The organism is Microbacterium azadirachtae (genome assembly GCF_000956545.1).
Lineage (GTDB): Bacteria > Actinomycetota > Actinomycetes > Actinomycetales > Microbacteriaceae > Microbacterium > Microbacterium azadirachtae.
This window is the reverse complement of record NZ_JYIT01000077.1, coordinates 74563-90350: the sequence shown is the minus strand read 5'-3', so window position 1 is coordinate 90350 and position 15788 is coordinate 74563. Positions and strand designations below refer to the sequence as shown.

13 protein-coding genes are annotated in these 15788 nt (G+C 72.1%); 4 read left to right on the top strand and 9 right to left on the bottom strand.

What is annotated here, in order from left to right:
* Nucleotides 1-56: 56 nt before the first annotated feature.
* The 6 genes from RL72_RS20440 to RL72_RS10470 form a co-directional block, all read right to left on the bottom strand.
* Nucleotides 57-1769, bottom strand: coding sequence for a membrane dipeptidase (locus RL72_RS20440; RefSeq protein WP_082072319.1), 1713 nt, complete (start codon nt 1767-1769; stop codon nt 57-59).
* A gap of 102 nt (nt 1770-1871) precedes the next feature.
* Nucleotides 1872-2378: a methylated-DNA--[protein]-cysteine S-methyltransferase gene (locus RL72_RS10490; protein ID WP_045250778.1), complete on the bottom strand. Its 507-nt coding sequence runs from the start codon at nt 2376-2378 to the stop codon at nt 1872-1874.
* Nucleotides 2375-3958, bottom strand: coding sequence for a DNA-3-methyladenine glycosylase 2 family protein (locus RL72_RS10485; protein ID WP_045250777.1), 1584 nt, complete (start codon nt 3956-3958; stop codon nt 2375-2377). The genes RL72_RS10490 and RL72_RS10485 overlap by 4 nt, the downstream gene beginning before the upstream one ends.
* A gap of 232 nt (nt 3959-4190) precedes the next feature.
* Complete coding sequence (gene purH / locus RL72_RS10480; protein ID WP_045250776.1) at nt 4191-5798, bottom strand: bifunctional phosphoribosylaminoimidazolecarboxamide formyltransferase/IMP cyclohydrolase; 1608 nt, start codon at nt 5796-5798, stop codon at nt 4191-4193.
* Between the two features lie 25 nt (nt 5799-5823).
* Entirely contained in the window at nt 5824-6420 is a 597-nt protein-coding gene (purN, locus tag RL72_RS10475; RefSeq protein ID WP_045250775.1) for a phosphoribosylglycinamide formyltransferase, read from the bottom strand.
* A 53-nt stretch (nt 6421-6473) separates the two neighbouring features.
* Complete coding sequence (locus RL72_RS10470; RefSeq protein ID WP_052674318.1) at nt 6474-7733, bottom strand: cell division protein PerM; 1260 nt, start codon at nt 7731-7733, stop codon at nt 6474-6476.
* Nucleotides 7734-7815: 82 nt separating this feature from the next.
* Here RL72_RS10470 and RL72_RS10465 point away from each other — a divergent pair, with 82 nt between their 5' ends.
* Nucleotides 7816-9237, top strand: a complete 1422-nt coding sequence (locus RL72_RS10465) for an NCS2 family permease (protein ID WP_045250774.1) — start codon at nt 7816-7818, stop codon at nt 9235-9237.
* A 104-nt stretch (nt 9238-9341) separates the two neighbouring features.
* On the opposite strand, the gene RL72_RS10460 is transcribed toward RL72_RS10465, so the two are convergent.
* Nucleotides 9342-10097, bottom strand: a complete 756-nt coding sequence (locus tag RL72_RS10460; RefSeq protein ID WP_045250773.1) for an MBL fold metallo-hydrolase — start codon at nt 10095-10097, stop codon at nt 9342-9344.
* A 70-nt stretch (nt 10098-10167) separates the two neighbouring features.
* Between RL72_RS10460 and RL72_RS10455 the strand changes: the two genes are divergently transcribed.
* Nucleotides 10168-11118 (top strand): GlxA family transcriptional regulator, encoded by a 951-nt coding sequence (locus RL72_RS10455; RefSeq protein WP_045250772.1) that lies wholly within the window; start codon nt 10168-10170, stop codon nt 11116-11118.
* 250 nt (nt 11119-11368) lie between these two features.
* Here RL72_RS10455 and sucD read toward each other — a convergent pair whose 3' ends face one another.
* The gene (gene sucD, locus RL72_RS10450) at nt 11369-12271 is read right to left on the bottom strand and encodes a succinate--CoA ligase subunit alpha (protein WP_045250771.1); all 903 of its coding nucleotides are present in this window, start codon (nt 12269-12271) and stop codon (nt 11369-11371) included.
* A 13-nt stretch (nt 12272-12284) separates the two neighbouring features.
* Nucleotides 12285-13451: an ADP-forming succinate--CoA ligase subunit beta gene (sucC, locus tag RL72_RS10445; RefSeq protein ID WP_045250770.1), complete on the bottom strand. Its 1167-nt coding sequence runs from the start codon at nt 13449-13451 to the stop codon at nt 12285-12287.
* Nucleotides 13452-13649: 198 nt separating this feature from the next.
* On the opposite strand from sucC, the gene RL72_RS10440 reads away from it, so the two are divergent.
* Nucleotides 13650-14321: a TetR family transcriptional regulator gene (locus RL72_RS10440; RefSeq protein ID WP_045250769.1), complete on the top strand. Its 672-nt coding sequence runs from the start codon at nt 13650-13652 to the stop codon at nt 14319-14321.
* 117 nt (nt 14322-14438) lie between these two features.
* The gene (locus tag RL72_RS10435) at nt 14439-15674 is read left to right on the top strand and encodes an acyl-CoA dehydrogenase family protein (RefSeq protein ID WP_045250768.1); all 1236 of its coding nucleotides are present in this window, start codon (nt 14439-14441) and stop codon (nt 15672-15674) included.
* Nucleotides 15675-15788: the final 114 nt, after the last annotated feature.

Sequence of the window (15788 nt, the reverse complement as noted above, 5' to 3'; positions counted from 1 at the left end):
TCGAACGGAGAGACCTCTGTTCGTCCTCGGGGACGAGCGTCGGCGCCCGAGCGGCCTCAGCGCGCGGAGGGTCGTCCGAGTTGTTCCCGGAAGAGCCGCTGCAGGTTCCCGCCGAGCACGCCGAGGATATCCGCCTCGGCCCATCCCCGGCGCAGCAGCGCCTCGGTGACGAGCGGCAGTCCCTCCGGACCCTCCAGCCCGGGCAGGTACACGTCGGCGGGGACGCCCTGGACCTCGGTGACGACGCAGCAGGGCGGCGTGGTCTCACCGATCACCTCGCGGACGAAGTCGGGCCCGAGACCCACGTGCTCGCTCCCCGCGATCGCCGCGATGTGCTCGAAGTGGTCGATGAGCCGGTCGATGGTCGCCGGCCGGTCGTCCAGGAACGGCGCGAAGAAGTTCGCACAGATCACACCGCCGCCCGCGGCGATCGCGGCGAGATGCTCGTCCGGGAGATTCCGATGATGATCGCGCAGCGCCCGCGCGGAGGAGTGCGACGCGACCACCGGACGTGTCGCGATCTCCAGCACGTGCGACACGCCTGCGCGGCCCAGGTGGCTGAGGTCGACGAGCATTCCGGCCCGTTCCATCTCGCGCACCGCGACGACTCCGGCGCCGGTCAGGCGGCTGCGGGCGGCGTCCTCACCGGATCCGTCCGCGAACGCTCCGCGGCCGACATGCGTGAGCGAGCCGACGCGCACTCCGAGCCGGTGCATCGTCGCGATCAGCTCCACGTCCGCGTCGAGACCGGGCATCCCCTCGAGCGCCAGCACGAGCGCGATCCGGCCGTCCGCGATCGTGCGATCGACGTCCTCGCCGGTGCGGCACAGCGCGACCCGGTGGGCGTTCTCCTCTGCGACCCGATGTGCGGCCTCGATCATGCGCAGGGTGCGGCGTAGCGCCCCCTCGGGACGATGAGGATCCTCGACGAACACGGGGAGCACCTGGGTCCGCCGCATGGAGACCGCCGATCCGGGCGACAGTATCCGGGCGCCGTCGGCGTCGCTCGCGTTCAGGTGCAGCCGGGCGAAAGTCAGGAGGTCGACGGCGCGCATCGCGAGCATCGATCCGGCGGGAGCGTTCGACCGGCCCATCGACCACACCGGCGCGGGGGCCAGCGGCGCGCCCGGCTCCGGCGCGAGGTGCCCGACGGCGACAGGCAGCCGCATCGCCTCCGCGGCATCGACCGCGGCATGATCGAGCTCCAGCGGATCCAGGATCCTCTCGCGCAACGCGCGCTCCCAGCTCTGCCCGCGCAGCACCTCCACCATCCGCCCGAGCAGGCAGTAGCCGGCGTTGTTGTACGACCAGAGCGCGCCCGGCGGGAACAGCGCCGGCGTGCGGTCGGCGAGCAGCGCCACATAGTCGCGGAGCGCCTCGTCGCCGGCGCCCGTGTCGTCGAACACGTCGCCCTCGAACCCGCCGGTGTGTGCGAGCAGTCGGCGCGCCGTGATCCCGGGGTCGGCCGCGGCGCCGGAGAGACGCAGCCCCGGCAGCGCATCGGTGATCGGCGCGTCCAGGTCGAGGAGGCCATCGTCGACCAGCTGCATCACGAGGGTCGCGGTGAAGGTCTTCGTGATCGAACCGATCTGGAAGATCGCATCGGTGGTCGCGGACTCTCCGCTGGCGAGGTTCAGCACCCCGTCCGCGGCGACGATGCTCCGCCCCGCGATCGCGACGGCGACAGAGACCGCCGGCACGCCGTACGTTCGGCGCAGGGCAGGCAGACGGTCGTCCAGTGCGGTCTGGAGCGCGTCGAGAACGGGCATGGTCCTCCTCGGGTCGCGCCGAGCCTAGGGCGCGACCGGAGGAGGCGGTTCATCCGTGCGCACGAGTGCGGAGGCCGCGCTTGGTCCGCGCGGCCAGGATGGTCACGCGGCGATCGCGTGCGCGGCCTCTCGGTCCAGCAGCCGGCGCTTGACGTCCTCGCCCCAGGCGAAGCCGCCGAGGGTGCCGTCGGTGCGCAGCACGCGGTGGCAGGGGACGAACAATGCGGGGGCGTTGCGTGCGCAGATCGACGCGGCGGGGCGCACGGCCCCGGGCTTGCCGAGAGCGACGGCGAACTCGGTGTACGTGAGCGGCTCGCCCGGGACGATCCGGCGCAGCGCCTCCCAGCCGGCGGTCTGCATGTCGGTGCCGAACTGGCGCACCGCGACCGTCTCGATCGCCGAGAGATCCCCCGCGTAGTATGCGGCGACGGCGTCCGCCGCGGCGGTGCGGCCCTCCGTGACCTCGGAGGGACGGTGCTTCTCCGCGAGTCGCTGCAGGATGGCTTCGTGGTCGGCCGTCCACCCGGAGGCGAGCACGCGGTCGTGCTCGTCGGCGAGGATCGTGAACGGCCCGTCGGGGGTGTCGACGGTCTGGATGATGGCGGTCATTTCGTGCCTTCCGTGATCGAGATGGTCGGTGCGGTCTTCGGGGCGAGGGCCGACGGGGAAGCGTCGACGGCGCTCGGTGCGCCGCCGCCCTTCCGCACGGCCTTCGCCGGGGCCGCGCGCCACAGGTGGGCGGTGAGATAGCTGCGCCAGGGCGCGACGCGTGTCGCCCACGCGGTGAGCGGCCCGGCGTCGGACGGGATCCCTGACGCGCCGGCCCCCGCGCGTGCGGCGACGTCTCCGGGCAGGAGCACATCGGGGTCGCCGAGCACTCGCATACGCACGTAGTCGGCGGTCCACGGCCCGATCCCGGGCATGGCGAGGAGGGCTGCGCGCTGCGCATCGCCGTCGTCGCCGAGCGTGAGCGTGAGCGAGCCGTCGGCGAGGGCGGCGGCGGCGCCGGTGACGGCTCTGATGCGCGCCGCCGGGCCGCGCAGCACCTCGTGGCCGTGCTCGGCGATCGCCGTCATGGTGGGGAAGAGGATCCCCTCCCCCGAACCCTCGGGACCGGATCCGACCCGCTCCCCCAGCTCCTGGGCGAGAAGGGTCAGGGCGGTGCGCGCGGCGGCGACCGTGATCTGCTGGCCGATCATCGCGCGGATGAGCATCTCGTGCGGATCCGCCGCACCGGGCACCCGGATGCCGGGCACCGCGGCGACGAGGGGCGCCAGCGGTTCGTGCCCCGAGAGCGCCGCGTCGACGGCCAGCGGGTCGGCGTCCAGGTCGAACAGCCGGCGGGCGCGTGCGACGAGCGGCGCGAGGTCGCCGAGCTGGGCGAGTCGCGCCCGCAGGTGCAGGCGGTCGGCGTCGTCGAGGCGGAGCTCGAACCAGGCGGGTCCGCCGCCGAGGCGCAGGTGCCGCGCGAACGAGCGCTCGCCGGCGGTCTCGACCCCGGGCAGCGCCCTCGCACGCATCCAGGCGAACAGCCCTTCCGCGTCGAGCGGACGGCGGTACGGCAGCAGCAGCTCGATCTCACCGGGGACCACCGCTGCCGCGCTCGCCGTGTCGCGGCCGTGACGCCGCGCGCGCAGCTCCCCCGGCGCGAGACCGAAGACCTCGCGCACCGTGTCGTTGAACTGGCGCACACTCGCGAAGCCGGCCGAGAACGCCACGTCGGCGATCGGCAGATCGGTGCCCACCAGCAGCATGCGGGCGGTGTGCGCGCGATGCGCACGGGCGAGCGCGAGCGGCCCGGCGCCGAGCTCGGCCGTCAGCAACCGGGTGAGGTGACGCGCCGAGTAGCCCAGGCGGGCGGCGAGCCCCGGCACGCCCTCGCGTTCGACGACCCCGTCGGCGATGAGGCGCATGGCCCTGGCCGTGACGTCGCCGCGCAGGTTCCACTCCGGCGAGCCGGGCGCCGCCTCGGGGAGGCAGCGCTTGCAGGCGCGGTAGCCCGCCTCGTGCGCCGCCGCGCTGGTCGGGAAGAAGGTGACGTTCTCGGGCTTGGGCGTGCGTGCAGGGCAGCTCGGTCGGCAGTAGATCCCGGTCGAGCGGACCGCCGTCACGAACTGCCCGTCGAAGCGGGTGTCCCGCGCGTCGATCGCGCGGTACCGCTCGTCGAAGGTCATCGCGGGGAAGCTCATGCCTCCACTCTGGCACGTCCGTTTCCCGCAGCCTCGCGGAAATCGGACACGGCAGTTCCGGCTCCCCGGAGCCCCAGCGCAGACCCCCGGATCCCCGTCCCCGCCGGCGCCGAGACCCCCACGGCGCGCCGAGACCCCCGCGCGGCGGCCTCCCCCTGTGGGGGTATCGACGCTGCGTGGGGGTCTCGCGAGGGATCCGGCGGGGATCCGGCAGGGATCCGCGGGGATCCGGTCAGTGGAAGAAGTGGCGCTCTCCCGTGAAGAACATGGTCACGCCGGCCTTGCGGGCCGCGTCCACGACCTCTTCGTCCCGCACGGATCCGCCGGGCTGCACGATCGCCGTCACGCCGGCGTCGATCAGCACCTGCGCGCCGTCGGCGAACGGGAAGAACGCGTCCGACGCGGCGACGGATCCGGCCGCGCGGTCACCCGCGCGCTCGACCGCCAGACGGCAGGAGTCGACGCGGTTGACCTGACCCATGCCGACGCCGACCGTGGCGTTCGCCTTGGCGAGCACGATCGCGTTCGACTTCACGGCGCGGCACGCCTTCCACGCGAAGATCAGGTTCTCCATCTCGAGGTCGTCCGGGCGCTCGCCGGAGACCAGCTCCCAGTTCTTGGCGACCGAGACGATGTCGTCCGGGAAGCGGTCCGCGTCCTGCAGCAGCAGGCCGCCGGACACCAGGCGCACGTCCATCCGCTCCTGCTGCCAGTCGTCGGGCAGCTGGAGCAGGCGCAGGTTCTTCTTCGCCTTGAACACCTCGAGCGCGGCCGGCTCGAACGCCGGCGCGACGATGACCTCGGTGAAGATGTCCTTGAGGTTCTCGGCCATCTTCAGGGTCACGGTGCCGTTCGCGGCGATGACGCCGCCGTAGGCCGAGACCGGGTCGCACTCGTGCGCACGCAGGTGCGCGCTCGCGATCGGGTCCAGCGCGTTGGGCGCCGTGGTCGCGATGCCGCACGGGTTCGCGTGCTTGATGATGGCGACGGCCGGATGCACCATGTCGTACGCCGCGCGCAGAGCCGCGTCGGCGTCGACGTAGTTGTTGTACGACATCTCCTTGCCCTGCAGCTGCGTGGCCTGCGCGATGCCGTGGCCGCCGGCGCGGGTGTAGATCGCCGCGCGCTGGTGCGAGTTCTCGCCGTAGCGCAGCGTCGCCAGGCGCGAGGCGGAGATCGTGAGGTGCTCGGGGAGGTCGCTGTCGCTGGACAGGGTGCCGTCGGAGAACCACTGCGCCACGGCGGTGTCGTAGGCGGCGGTGTGCGCGAACGCGCGGGCGGCCAGCTCACGACGCTGGGCGAGCGTGGTGCCCCCGTCCTCGAGGGCGCGCAGCAGCGACGGATAGGACTCGGGCGAGACCACGATCGCGACGTTGGCGTGGTTCTTCGCGGCGGCGCGCACCATCGCCGGCCCGCCGATGTCGATCTGCTCCACGACGTCGTCGCCCACGGCGCCCGAGGCGACCGTCTGCACGAAGGGGTACAGGTTCACCACGACGAGCTCGAACGGGCTGATCCCGAGCTCGGCGAGCTGACGCTCGTGGTCCTCCAGACGCAGATCTGCGAGCACCGCGCCGTGGATCGACGGGTGCAGGGTCTTCACGCGCCCGTCGAGCATCTCGGCGACCCCTGTGACGGCGGCGACGTCGGTGACGGCGATGCCCGCATCCCGGATGGTCTGGGCGGTGGATCCGGTCGACACGATCTCGATGCCGTTGTCGGCGAGCGCCTGGGCCAGCGGCACGAGCCCCGTCTTGTCGCTCACGGAGACGAGCGCACGGCGGATGCGCACGGCATCGCGGGGGCGGTAGAGGGACGGGTCGTGGGCAGGACCGGCCATCGGGACTTCCTTCCGGGGGTGGGCGTCAGTTCGGGGAGGGGCGGGCGCCGAGATCGAGCTCGCCCTCGGCGATGCGGCGGACGACGTCGATCAGGAGTCGTCGCTCGACGGGCTTGATGCGCTCGTGCAGCGTGGCCTCGGTGTCGCCCTCGTGCACCGGCACGCGCTCCTGCGCGAGGATCGGTCCGCTGTCGACGCCGTCGTCGACCACGATCACGCTGGCGCCGGTCTCGCCGACGCCCGCGGCGAGGGCGTCGCGCACGCCGTGCGCTCCCGGGAACTCGGGCAGGTAGGCCGGGTGCGTGTTGATGATGTTCGGCGCCCAGGCCGCCACGACGTCGTGCGGCAGCAGGCGCATGAGGCCGGACAGCACGATGAGGTCCGGATTCCAGACCCTCAGCTGCGCGTCGAGCTCGGCGCCCCACTCCTCGCGGCTGTCGAACGCCTCCCACGGCACCACGAACGACGGGATCCCGAACGCCTCGGCGTGCGCGAGACCGTCGGCCTCGCGATCGGCACCGATCACGATGATCCGGGCGGGGAATCCGGGGTCGTCAGCCGCGTCGAGGAGGGCACGAAGATTCGAGCCGGTGCCCGAGATGAGTACGGCGACCGTCAGCACCCGAACAGTCTAGCCGGGAGCCCGCGACGCCCCGGCCGCGGTGACGCCGCCGCTCAGACGCGCTCGGAGCGCAGCACGTCCTCCGCGTCGTCGAACCCTTCCTCACCGAAGAGCCCCCGGCGACGCGGCGCGAGCAGCAGGATCCCCGCGCCGACGAGCACCTCGAGCCCGAGCGCGAGGGCGACGGGACCCGGCTCGGGACCTGCGACGGCGAGGCGCCCCGGTCCGAGCGAGCCGCGCGACAGCGCGGCGAGCAGGGCGCCCGCGCCGCCGGAGAGCACGGCGATCCCCACGGCCGTCGCCGCGCGGGCGCCGAACGACGCCTCGGCGCCCGCGGAGACCTGACGCGAGCGGATCAGCCACCCGGCGAAGGCGCCCGCCGCGATCGGCACCAGGACGACGATGAGCAGCCACGGGGACGTGCTGTCCGGCACGAGTCCCAGCAGCGGAACGCTCGGGACCACGCCGAGCGCGGTGCCGGCGGGCGAGACGGCCGTGCCCGCGCCGATCGCGAAGCCGGGGCCGGCGATCCAGGCGACCGCCCAGGCCACGAGCGTCGGCAGGTATGCGAGCTGCGCCAGTCCGATCACGACGACGCCGAGCCCGTCGGCGCGCAGCACCTCGAACAGCGCCACGGTCTGACCGCCGCGCACGAGGGCGGCCACGGCGACCGCCAGCCCCGCCGCGCCCACGACTCCGACGACCGCGGCGGCAGCGCCCCGCACGATGTCGCCGGGCACAGGGGCCCAGTCGGGCCGTCGGTCCAGCGCATCCTGCACACGGTCGACGATCCCGCCGTCGCCTTCGCCCCACGCGGTCGCGACGGCTCCGGCGAGCGCGCCGCACAGGAACACGAGCGGCGGGAACAGCATCGCCGCCCACAGCGGCGCCCGCAGCACGCCGAGTCCGCCGGTCAGGGCGGTGAGGGTCGAGATCGCCGCGAAGACGACCGTGCCGCCGATCACGCCTGCGGGCCAGGATCCGGCGAGCGCGGCACGACGGCCCGAGCGCGCCGCGAAGATCGCCGTGAAGCCGAGCAGGAGCAGCGGCGTCACCGACAGTGCGAAGCGCGCGGCGGACGGATCCAGCCCCGTCGAGCGCACCAGCGCGTCGGGCAGCGAGACGGCCAGCGGCACGCCGTGCCCGAACTGCCACAGAGTGGCGGTCGCCGGCCACAGCGCGCCCCAGTCGGCGCGCGTCCCGAACGCCACCGCCCAGATCACGGTGAGGGGCGCGAGCAGCGCGGCGAGGCCGATCGCAGCCGCGACGACGGCATCGACCGCCGCCAGGAGCACGATGAGGAGGCGTTGCATGACGGCTTCGAGCCTACGTGCTCCGCCGCACGACACACGGACGACATCCGCGACGCGATACGGTTTTCCGCGGAGGTCCCCCATGACAACAGTCCCCCCGCCCACGACCGACGAGACCGCCGCAGAGCCCAAGAACGCGCTCGACCGGTTCTTCGAGATCACCCGACGCGGATCCACCCTCGGCACCGAGGTCCGCGGCGGCATCGTCACCTTCGTGACGATGGCCTACATCGTCATCCTCAACCCGATCATCCTGGCCACGCCCGACGTCGCGGGCCACACTCTGCCGGGCACCGCGGTCGCCGCCGCCACGGCGCTGACCGCGGGCGTCATGACGATCCTTTTCGGGCTCGTCGCCCGGCTGCCGTTCGCCTTCGCCGCGGGCCTCGGCATCAACGCCTTCCTCGCGTTCACGGTCGTCAAGTCGGTCACCTGGCCCGAGGCCATGGCGCTCGTGGTGATCAACGGCGTGATCATCGTGCTGCTCGCGGCGACCGGGCTGCGCAAGCTCATCTTCGACGCCGTGCCCGTGCAGCTCAAGCTCGCCATCACGGTCGGCATCGGCCTGTTCATCGCGTTCATCGGGTTCGTGAACGCGGGCTTCGTCACCTCGACGAAGCAGCCCTCCCCTCCGGTCGACCTCGGCATCGGCGGATCCGTCGCCTCGATCCCCACCCTGCTGTTCGTGCTCACCCTGCTGATCGGCGGCGTGCTCATCGCGCTGCGCGTCAAGGGCGCCATCCTCATCGCGCTCGTGGGCGGCACGGTGCTGGCCGCCATCCTCAACCTCATCTGGCCGTTCGGGCAGAAGTTCGGCTTCACGGGCAGCATCGTGGGCCTGCCGGATCTGAGCCTCATCGGCCGGGTGGACTTCGGATTCGACCTTGCGAAGGTCGGCGGCGTCACCCTGGTGATGTTCGTCTTCACGCTGCTGTTCTCGAACTTCTTCGACGCGATGGGCACCATGACGGGTCTCGCCAAGGAGGCCGATCTCGCCGACGAGAAGGGCGACTTCCCGCGGATCAAGTCGGCCCTGGTGGTCGAGGGCGTCGGCGCGATCGTCGGCGGCGGCACCTCCTCGTCGTCCGCGACCGTGTTCGTCGAATCCGGCGCCGGCATCGGCGAGGGGGCCCGCACGGGCCTGGCGACCACCATCACCGGCGTGCTGTTCCTGCTCGCGATGTTCTTCACCCCGCTCACGGCCCTCGTGCCCAGCGAGGTCGCCGCGGCCGCGCTCGTGCTCGTCGGCGCGATGATGCTGTCGCAGATCAAGAACATCGACCTCGGAGACTTCCGCGTGCTGCTCCCGGTGTTCCTCACGGTCACGGTCATGCCGATGACCTACTCGATCGCCAACGGCATCGGCGCCGGCTTCGTCAGCTGGATCGTCGTGAACGCCCTCACCGGCCGCGCCAAGACGATCCATCCGCTGCTGTGGGTGGTGGGCGTCGGGTTCGTGCTGTTCTTCGCCCGCGGCCCGATCGAGGCCCTGCTCGGGGCGTGACCGCCGGCTGATCCCCGGATCCGACGAGGCCCTCTCGCCGCACGACGCCCGGATGGGCGGTGCCGTGAGAGGGCCTCGTCGCGTATCCCTCCCGGGCGCTCCGCTCAGAGCGCGAGCGGCACGCCCGCCTCGGGCACCCGCAGCCGCCCGGCGAGCCCCGCATAGCCGAACTCGCGCACGAGGCGCTCGCGCGTCTCGGAGAAGTGGTGCCATCCTTCGGCGTGCACCGGCACGATGAGGGCCTCCCCCAGCTCCCGGGCGGCCTCCACCGCGGTGCGCGCGTTCAGGGTGAGGTCCGCGTCGCCGAAGCGGCCCACGTTCGCGGCCCCGGCGAAGAGCACGGCCACGTCGATCCGCCCGATCCGCTCGGCGATCGCCGACACCACCGCGACGGACGCGTTGTCGCCCGACACGTACACGACGCGCTCGCCCGGGGCCGAGAGCACGAAGCCCGTCACGGTGCCCGACAGCGCCTCCGCACCCTCCGGCCCGTGCAGCGCCGGGACCGCGGTGATCGAGACCTCTCCGACGCGCTGTGTCTGCCACGGCGCGAGTCCGGTCACGCCCTCGATCCGCTCCTGCGCCTCGGGCGTGGAGAGCACGACACCGGCACGCGGCAGGAACGCGCGCCCCGCCTCGTCGAGGTTGTCGGGGTGCTGGTCGTGCGAGAGCAGGACAGCGTCGATCGCCCCCATCTCCGCGGGGCCGAGCGCGGGTCCCGTGAGCTTGTGCAGCGCGATGCCGCCCTCATAGATCCGCGGGGCGTCGAAGGTCGGGTCCGTGAGCAGACGCAGGCCGGCGTATTCGAGCACGACGGTCGGTCCGCCGACGAGGGTCAGGGTCAGAGGGTTCTGGGTCATGGATCCATCGTGCCGATCCCGTCCGCTCTCCGGGAGTGGCCCTGAAGTCACCTTTCGATAAGATCGGGCCATGCGCACCGCCGCCGTGCTCGCCTTCCCCGGCATCAGCCCGTTCCACCTGTCCGTCCCGCTCATGGTCTTCGGCGGTGTGGGCGTGCGCTCGGTCGAGGCCGCCTACCGCGTCGTCACGGTGGCCGAGGAGCCGGGCGCGATCCGCACCGCCGCCGGACTCGACCTCGTCGTCGGCGAAGGGCTCGACGCCCTCGCCGGCGCCGATCTCGTGGTCATCCCCAGTTGGGATCCGGAGGTCGCGCCGAGCGCCGCCCTGCTCGACGCCGTCCGCACCGCGCATGCGAACGGCGCGCGGGTGCTGGGCCTGTGCCTGGGTGCCTTCGTGATCGCCGCGAGCGGCATCGCGGACGGCCGCGAGGTGTCCACGCACTGGTCCGCGGGTCCGCAGCTCGCGGCCCGTCATCCCGAGCTCACGGTGCGCTGCGAGGCCCTCTGGACCGACCTGGGCGACGTGGTCACCTCCGCCGGGGTGGCCGCCGCCCTGGACTGCTGCCTGCACATCGTCCGCACCGAACTGGGCAGCGCCGTCGCCGCGGATCTGGCCCGATCGCTCGTCATGGCGCCGCACCGGGAGGGATCCCAGGCCCAGTTCCTGTCCCGTCCGATCGCCGCCGACCGGGACGGCGACGAGATCGACCGGGCCATCGCCTGGGCCATGGAGCGGATCGACGCGCCGGCTCCCCTCGACGACTGGGCCGGCGCCGTGCACCTCTCCCGCCGCACGTTCACACGGCGCTTCCGCGACCGCACCGGCACGAGCCCGGGCGACTGGCTGCTGCAGCGCCGTCTGGACGAGGCGCGCCGCCTCCTGGAGGCGTCGGACCTGCCCGTCGACGCGGTCGCCCAGCGCACCGGATTCGGCAGCGCGGTCACGCTGCGCCACCACTTCCGCGCACGCTTCGGCACGACGCCGGGTGCACACCGCCGGGCGTTCGCCGACCCGGCCTGACCCCGCCCGAGCGGTTCGGCGCGACCCGAGATCAGGCGAACCGACCGAGATCAGGCGGATCCTGCGCGGATCCCCGGATCTCGGTCGTTCCACCGCATCCCGGCAGGGCGGCCACCTCCCGCTCTGCACGACGAAGGGCCCCCGGCGCGAAGCCGGGAGCCCTTCGTGTACTGCGGTGCTTTACAGCGCAGCGCACTTCGACTCGTCGCTACGCTCCTCGCTCAGCAACCGGGTCGAAGCCGCTTCGCGCCTACAGTGCAGCAAATACCTCGCGCAGCAGTGCGGCGGTCTCGGACGGCGTCTTGCCGACCTTGACGCCGGCGGCCTCGAGGGCCTCCTTCTTCGCCTGCGCCGTGCCCGCCGAGCCGGAGACGATGGCGCCGGCGTGGCCCATGGTCTTGCCCTCGGGCGCGGTGAAGCCCGCGACGTAGCCGACGACCGGCTTGGTGACGTTGGCCTTGATGAACTCGGCCGCACGCTCCTCGGCGTCGCCGCCGATCTCGCCGATCATGACGATCGCCTTGGTCTCGGGGTCGGCCTCGAACGCGGCGAGCGCGTCGATGTGCGTCGTGCCGATGACCGGGTCGCCGCCGATGCCGATGGCGGTCGAGAAGCCCAGGTCGCGCAGCTCGAACATCATCTGGTAGGTCAGGGTGCCCGACTTCGAGACGAGACCGATCGGGCCCTTGCCGGTGATGTTGGCCGGGGTGATGCCGGCGAGTGCCTCGCCCGGGGTGATGATGCCGGGGCAGTTCGGCCCGATGATGCGGGTCTTGTTGCCCTTCTCGGTCGCGTACGCCCACGCCTCGGCGGAGTCGCCGACCGGCACGCCCTCGGTGATGACCACGAGCAGCGGGATCTCGGCATCGATGGCCTCGACCATCGCGTCCTTCGTGAACGCCGGCGGCACGAAGGCGACCGATGCGTTCGCGCCCGTCTTCTCGATCGCCTCGGCGACCGAGGCGAACACCGGCAGCTCGACGGCGTTGCCGTCCTTGTCGGTGTGCGAGACCGTGGTGCCGGCCTTGCGCGCGTTCACGCCGCCGACGACGTTCGTGCCCGCCTTGAGCATGAGCGCGGTGTGCTTGGTGCCCTCGCCGCCCGTGATGCCCTGGACGATGACCTTGGAGTCCTTGTTGAGATAGATCGACATGTCTCTAGTCCTTTCAGGCGTTCGCCAGCTCGGCGGCCTTGTCGGCGCCCTCGTCCATGGTGGCGGCGAGCGTGACGAGGGGGTGGTTCGCGGCCGTGAGGATCGCACGGCCCTCTTCGACCTGGTTGCCGTCGAGGCGGACGACCAGCGGCTTGGTCGCCGCGTCGCCGAGGATCTCGAGGGCCTTGACGATGCCCTCTGCGACGGCCACGCAGCTGGTGATGCCGCCGAACACGTTCACGAAGACGCTCTTGACCTGCTCGTCGCCGAGGATCACGTCCAGGCCGGAGGCCATGACCTGCGCGTTCGCGCCGCCGCCGATGTCGAGGAAGTTGGCCGGCTTCACGCCGCCGTGGTTCTCTCCCGCGTACGCGACCACGTCGAGGGTCGACATGACCAGACCCGCGCCGTTGCCGATGATGCCGACCTGGCCGTCGAGCTTGACGTAGTTGAGACCCGACTCCTTGGCCTTGGCCTCGAGCGGGTTCTCGGTCGCCTTGTCGGCGAGCTCCTCGTGCTCCGGGTGACGCACCTCGGAGGCGTTGTCGTCGAGGGTGACCTTGCCGTCGAGCGCGATGATGTCGCCGTCCTCGGTCTGCACCAGCGGGTTGACCTCGACCAGGGTCGCGTCCTCGCCCTTGTAGACCTCGAACAGCTTCACGAAGACGTCGGCGACCTTCTCGGCGAGGCCGGGCTCGAAGTTCGCGGCCCGGGCGATCTCGAGCGCCTTGTCGAGCGTGATGCCCTCGATCGGGTTGACCTCGACGCGGGCGAGCGCCTCGGGCTTCTCGACCGCGAGCTGCTCGATCTCCATGCCGCCCTCGACCGAGGCGAGGCTCAGGTACGAGCGGTTGGCCCGGTCGAGCAGGACCGAGAAGTAGAACTCGCGCGCGATGCGGGCACCGGCGGCGACCATGACGCGCTTCACGACGTGGCCCTTGATGTCCAGGCCCAGGATCGCCTTCGCGGCCTCGTACGCCTCGTCCGGGTTCTTCGCGACCTTCACGCCGCCGGCCTTGCCGCGGCCGCCGGTCTTGACCTGCGCCTTGACGACGACCACACCACCGAGCTTCTCCGCCGCTGCCTTCACCTCCTCGGGGGTGTCGGCGACGATGCCGGCGAGGACCGGCACTCCGTACTTTTCGAAAAGGTCTCGTGCCTGGTACTCGTAGAGGTCCACGTGCAGTCCTTCGCTGGTTGCGACGAATGGGACGCGACAGGAATTCTGTCGGGTGTCGATGTGATTCGACCCGATCAGCCAGCTTACTACCGCGGAATCGCGGTTCCTGACCGCCGGTACAGCCTTCCGGAGGGGGCCGGCGACCCGCAGCGACGCACATCGGTGCACGGAGGGGCGAGGGAACTAGGCTGTGCTGCTATGACAGAGCACGCCGACGTGTCCCCCGCCCGCACCGCCGTGGTGCGCGCGGCGCTCGAGCTGTTCTCCGCCCAGGGCTTCGACGCGACCTCGGTCGAGCAGATCGCGCGCGCCGCCGGCATCTCCCGATCCACCTTCTTCCGTCAGTTCGGCGGCAAGGACGACGTCGTCTTCGCCGATCACGAGGAGCTGCTCGAGGGGCTGCGCCGCTACCTGGACCGCTCCCACCCGAATCCGTGGACCGCCGTGTGCGACGCGTCGATGATGGTGTTCCGGGCGTTCGCCGCCGACCCCGAGCTGGCGCGCCTGCGCTATCAGGTGGTGCGGGAGGTGCCGACCCTGCGCGAACGCGAGATCGTCGCGGTGTTCCGCTACGAGCGCCTCTTCGACGAGTACCTGCGGCGTTCGCTGCCGGATCTGGATCCGCTCGACGCGGTCGGCTTCGCGGCGCTCGTCACCGCCGTGCACAATCACGTGCTGCGGCGCCTGCTGCGCGGATCGCGCACCTCGGCGGCGGCTCTGCGCCGTGCGCTCGACGACGTGCTGCGGCGGTACGGCGTGCACCCGGACGGCATGAAGGAGCCCGGCGACGACGCGGTCGTGGTGGCCGTGTTCCCCCGATCGATGCCGATGGCCGAGATCAGCCGGCGCCTGCGCGACGAACTGGGCTGAGGTCCGTACCGCGCCCGCGCGATCCCCGGTGGGTTCGGTATCGGTCGCGCGCGCGAATCGCGGTACGCTGTCTCATGAATCCTGAGACTCAGTCTCACTCCTGCGGTTGGAGATCCCATGAGCAACGACGCCCCCCGCTTCCCCGGCGAAGCCGTCACCTCCTATGACCTGACCGGTCGCGCCGGCACCGACTACTACGAGGTCTTCTCCGACATCCCCGCCGCCGATCGTGCGCACTGGGAGCGGGCGCAGGCGTACGTCGATGAGGTCGCCCCGCAGATGCTCGACGCGTGGGACCGTGCCGAGTACCCGCTGGACGCCGCCCGCCGCATGGGCGAGATGGATCTCGTGGCCGACGGCATCGAGCACCCCGCACTGACCCGGATGAGCCCGCTCGCGGCCGGCCTGGTCAACATGGAGATCTCCCGCGGCGACGGCTCGCTCGGCACCGTGCTGGCCGTGCAGGGCGGGCTCGCGCTGCGCTCCCTCGCGCTGTTCGGCAGCCCCGAGCAGCAGGAGCGCTGGCTGGTCCCCCTCGCCGACGGCTCGGTGCTCGGATCCTTCGCGCTCACCGAGCCGGACCACGGATCCGACTCGGTCTCGCTGGAGACCGTCGCCCGTCGCGACGGCGACGAGTGGGTGCTACGCGGGGCGAAGAAGTGGATCGGCAACGGCGCCTCCGGCGGCATCACCTTCGTGTGGGCGCGCGTCGACGACGAGGGCGCCGCCGAGCACGGCGCCGTGCGCTGCTTCCTCGTCGAGCAGGACCGTCCGGGCTACCAGGGCACCGTCATCACCGGCAAGGTGTCGCTGCGCGGGATCCACCAGGCGCACATCCGCCTCGACGACGTGCGGATCCCTCGGGATGCGGTGCTGCCGGGCACGCACAGCTTCAAGGACGCGTCCACCGTGCTGTACGCGACCCGCTCGGGCGTGGCCTGGTCGGCCCTCGGGCACGCGACCGCCTGCTACGAGGCGGCACTCGCGTACGCCACGACGCGGATCCAGTTCGGCAAGCCGCTCGCGAAGTTCCAGATGGTGCAGGAGCGCCTCACCCACATGCTGGAGGAGCTCACGGCGATGCAGCTGTACTGCCGCCGGATGGCGGACATGGACGAGGCGGGCACCCTGCGGCCGACGCAGGCCTCGCTCGCCAAGTTCCACAACACGCGCGCCGCACGCCGCATCGCCCAGACCGCGCGCGACCTGCTCGGCGGCAACGGCATCCTGCTCGAGAACGGCGTGATGCAGCACATGGCCGACATCGAGGCCATCCACACCTACGAGGGCACCGAGAGCGTGCAGGCGCTGCTCATCGGCCGCGACATCACCGGGATGAGCGCGTTCGCCTGACCCGGCGCCAAGCCGAGCTCGGTCTTGCCGCTGCGCAGGGTCCGGGCGCGGTTGCGCAGGGCGCGGGCGCCGTTGTGCAGGGGCGGGCGCCGTTGTGCAGGGGCGGGATCCGCT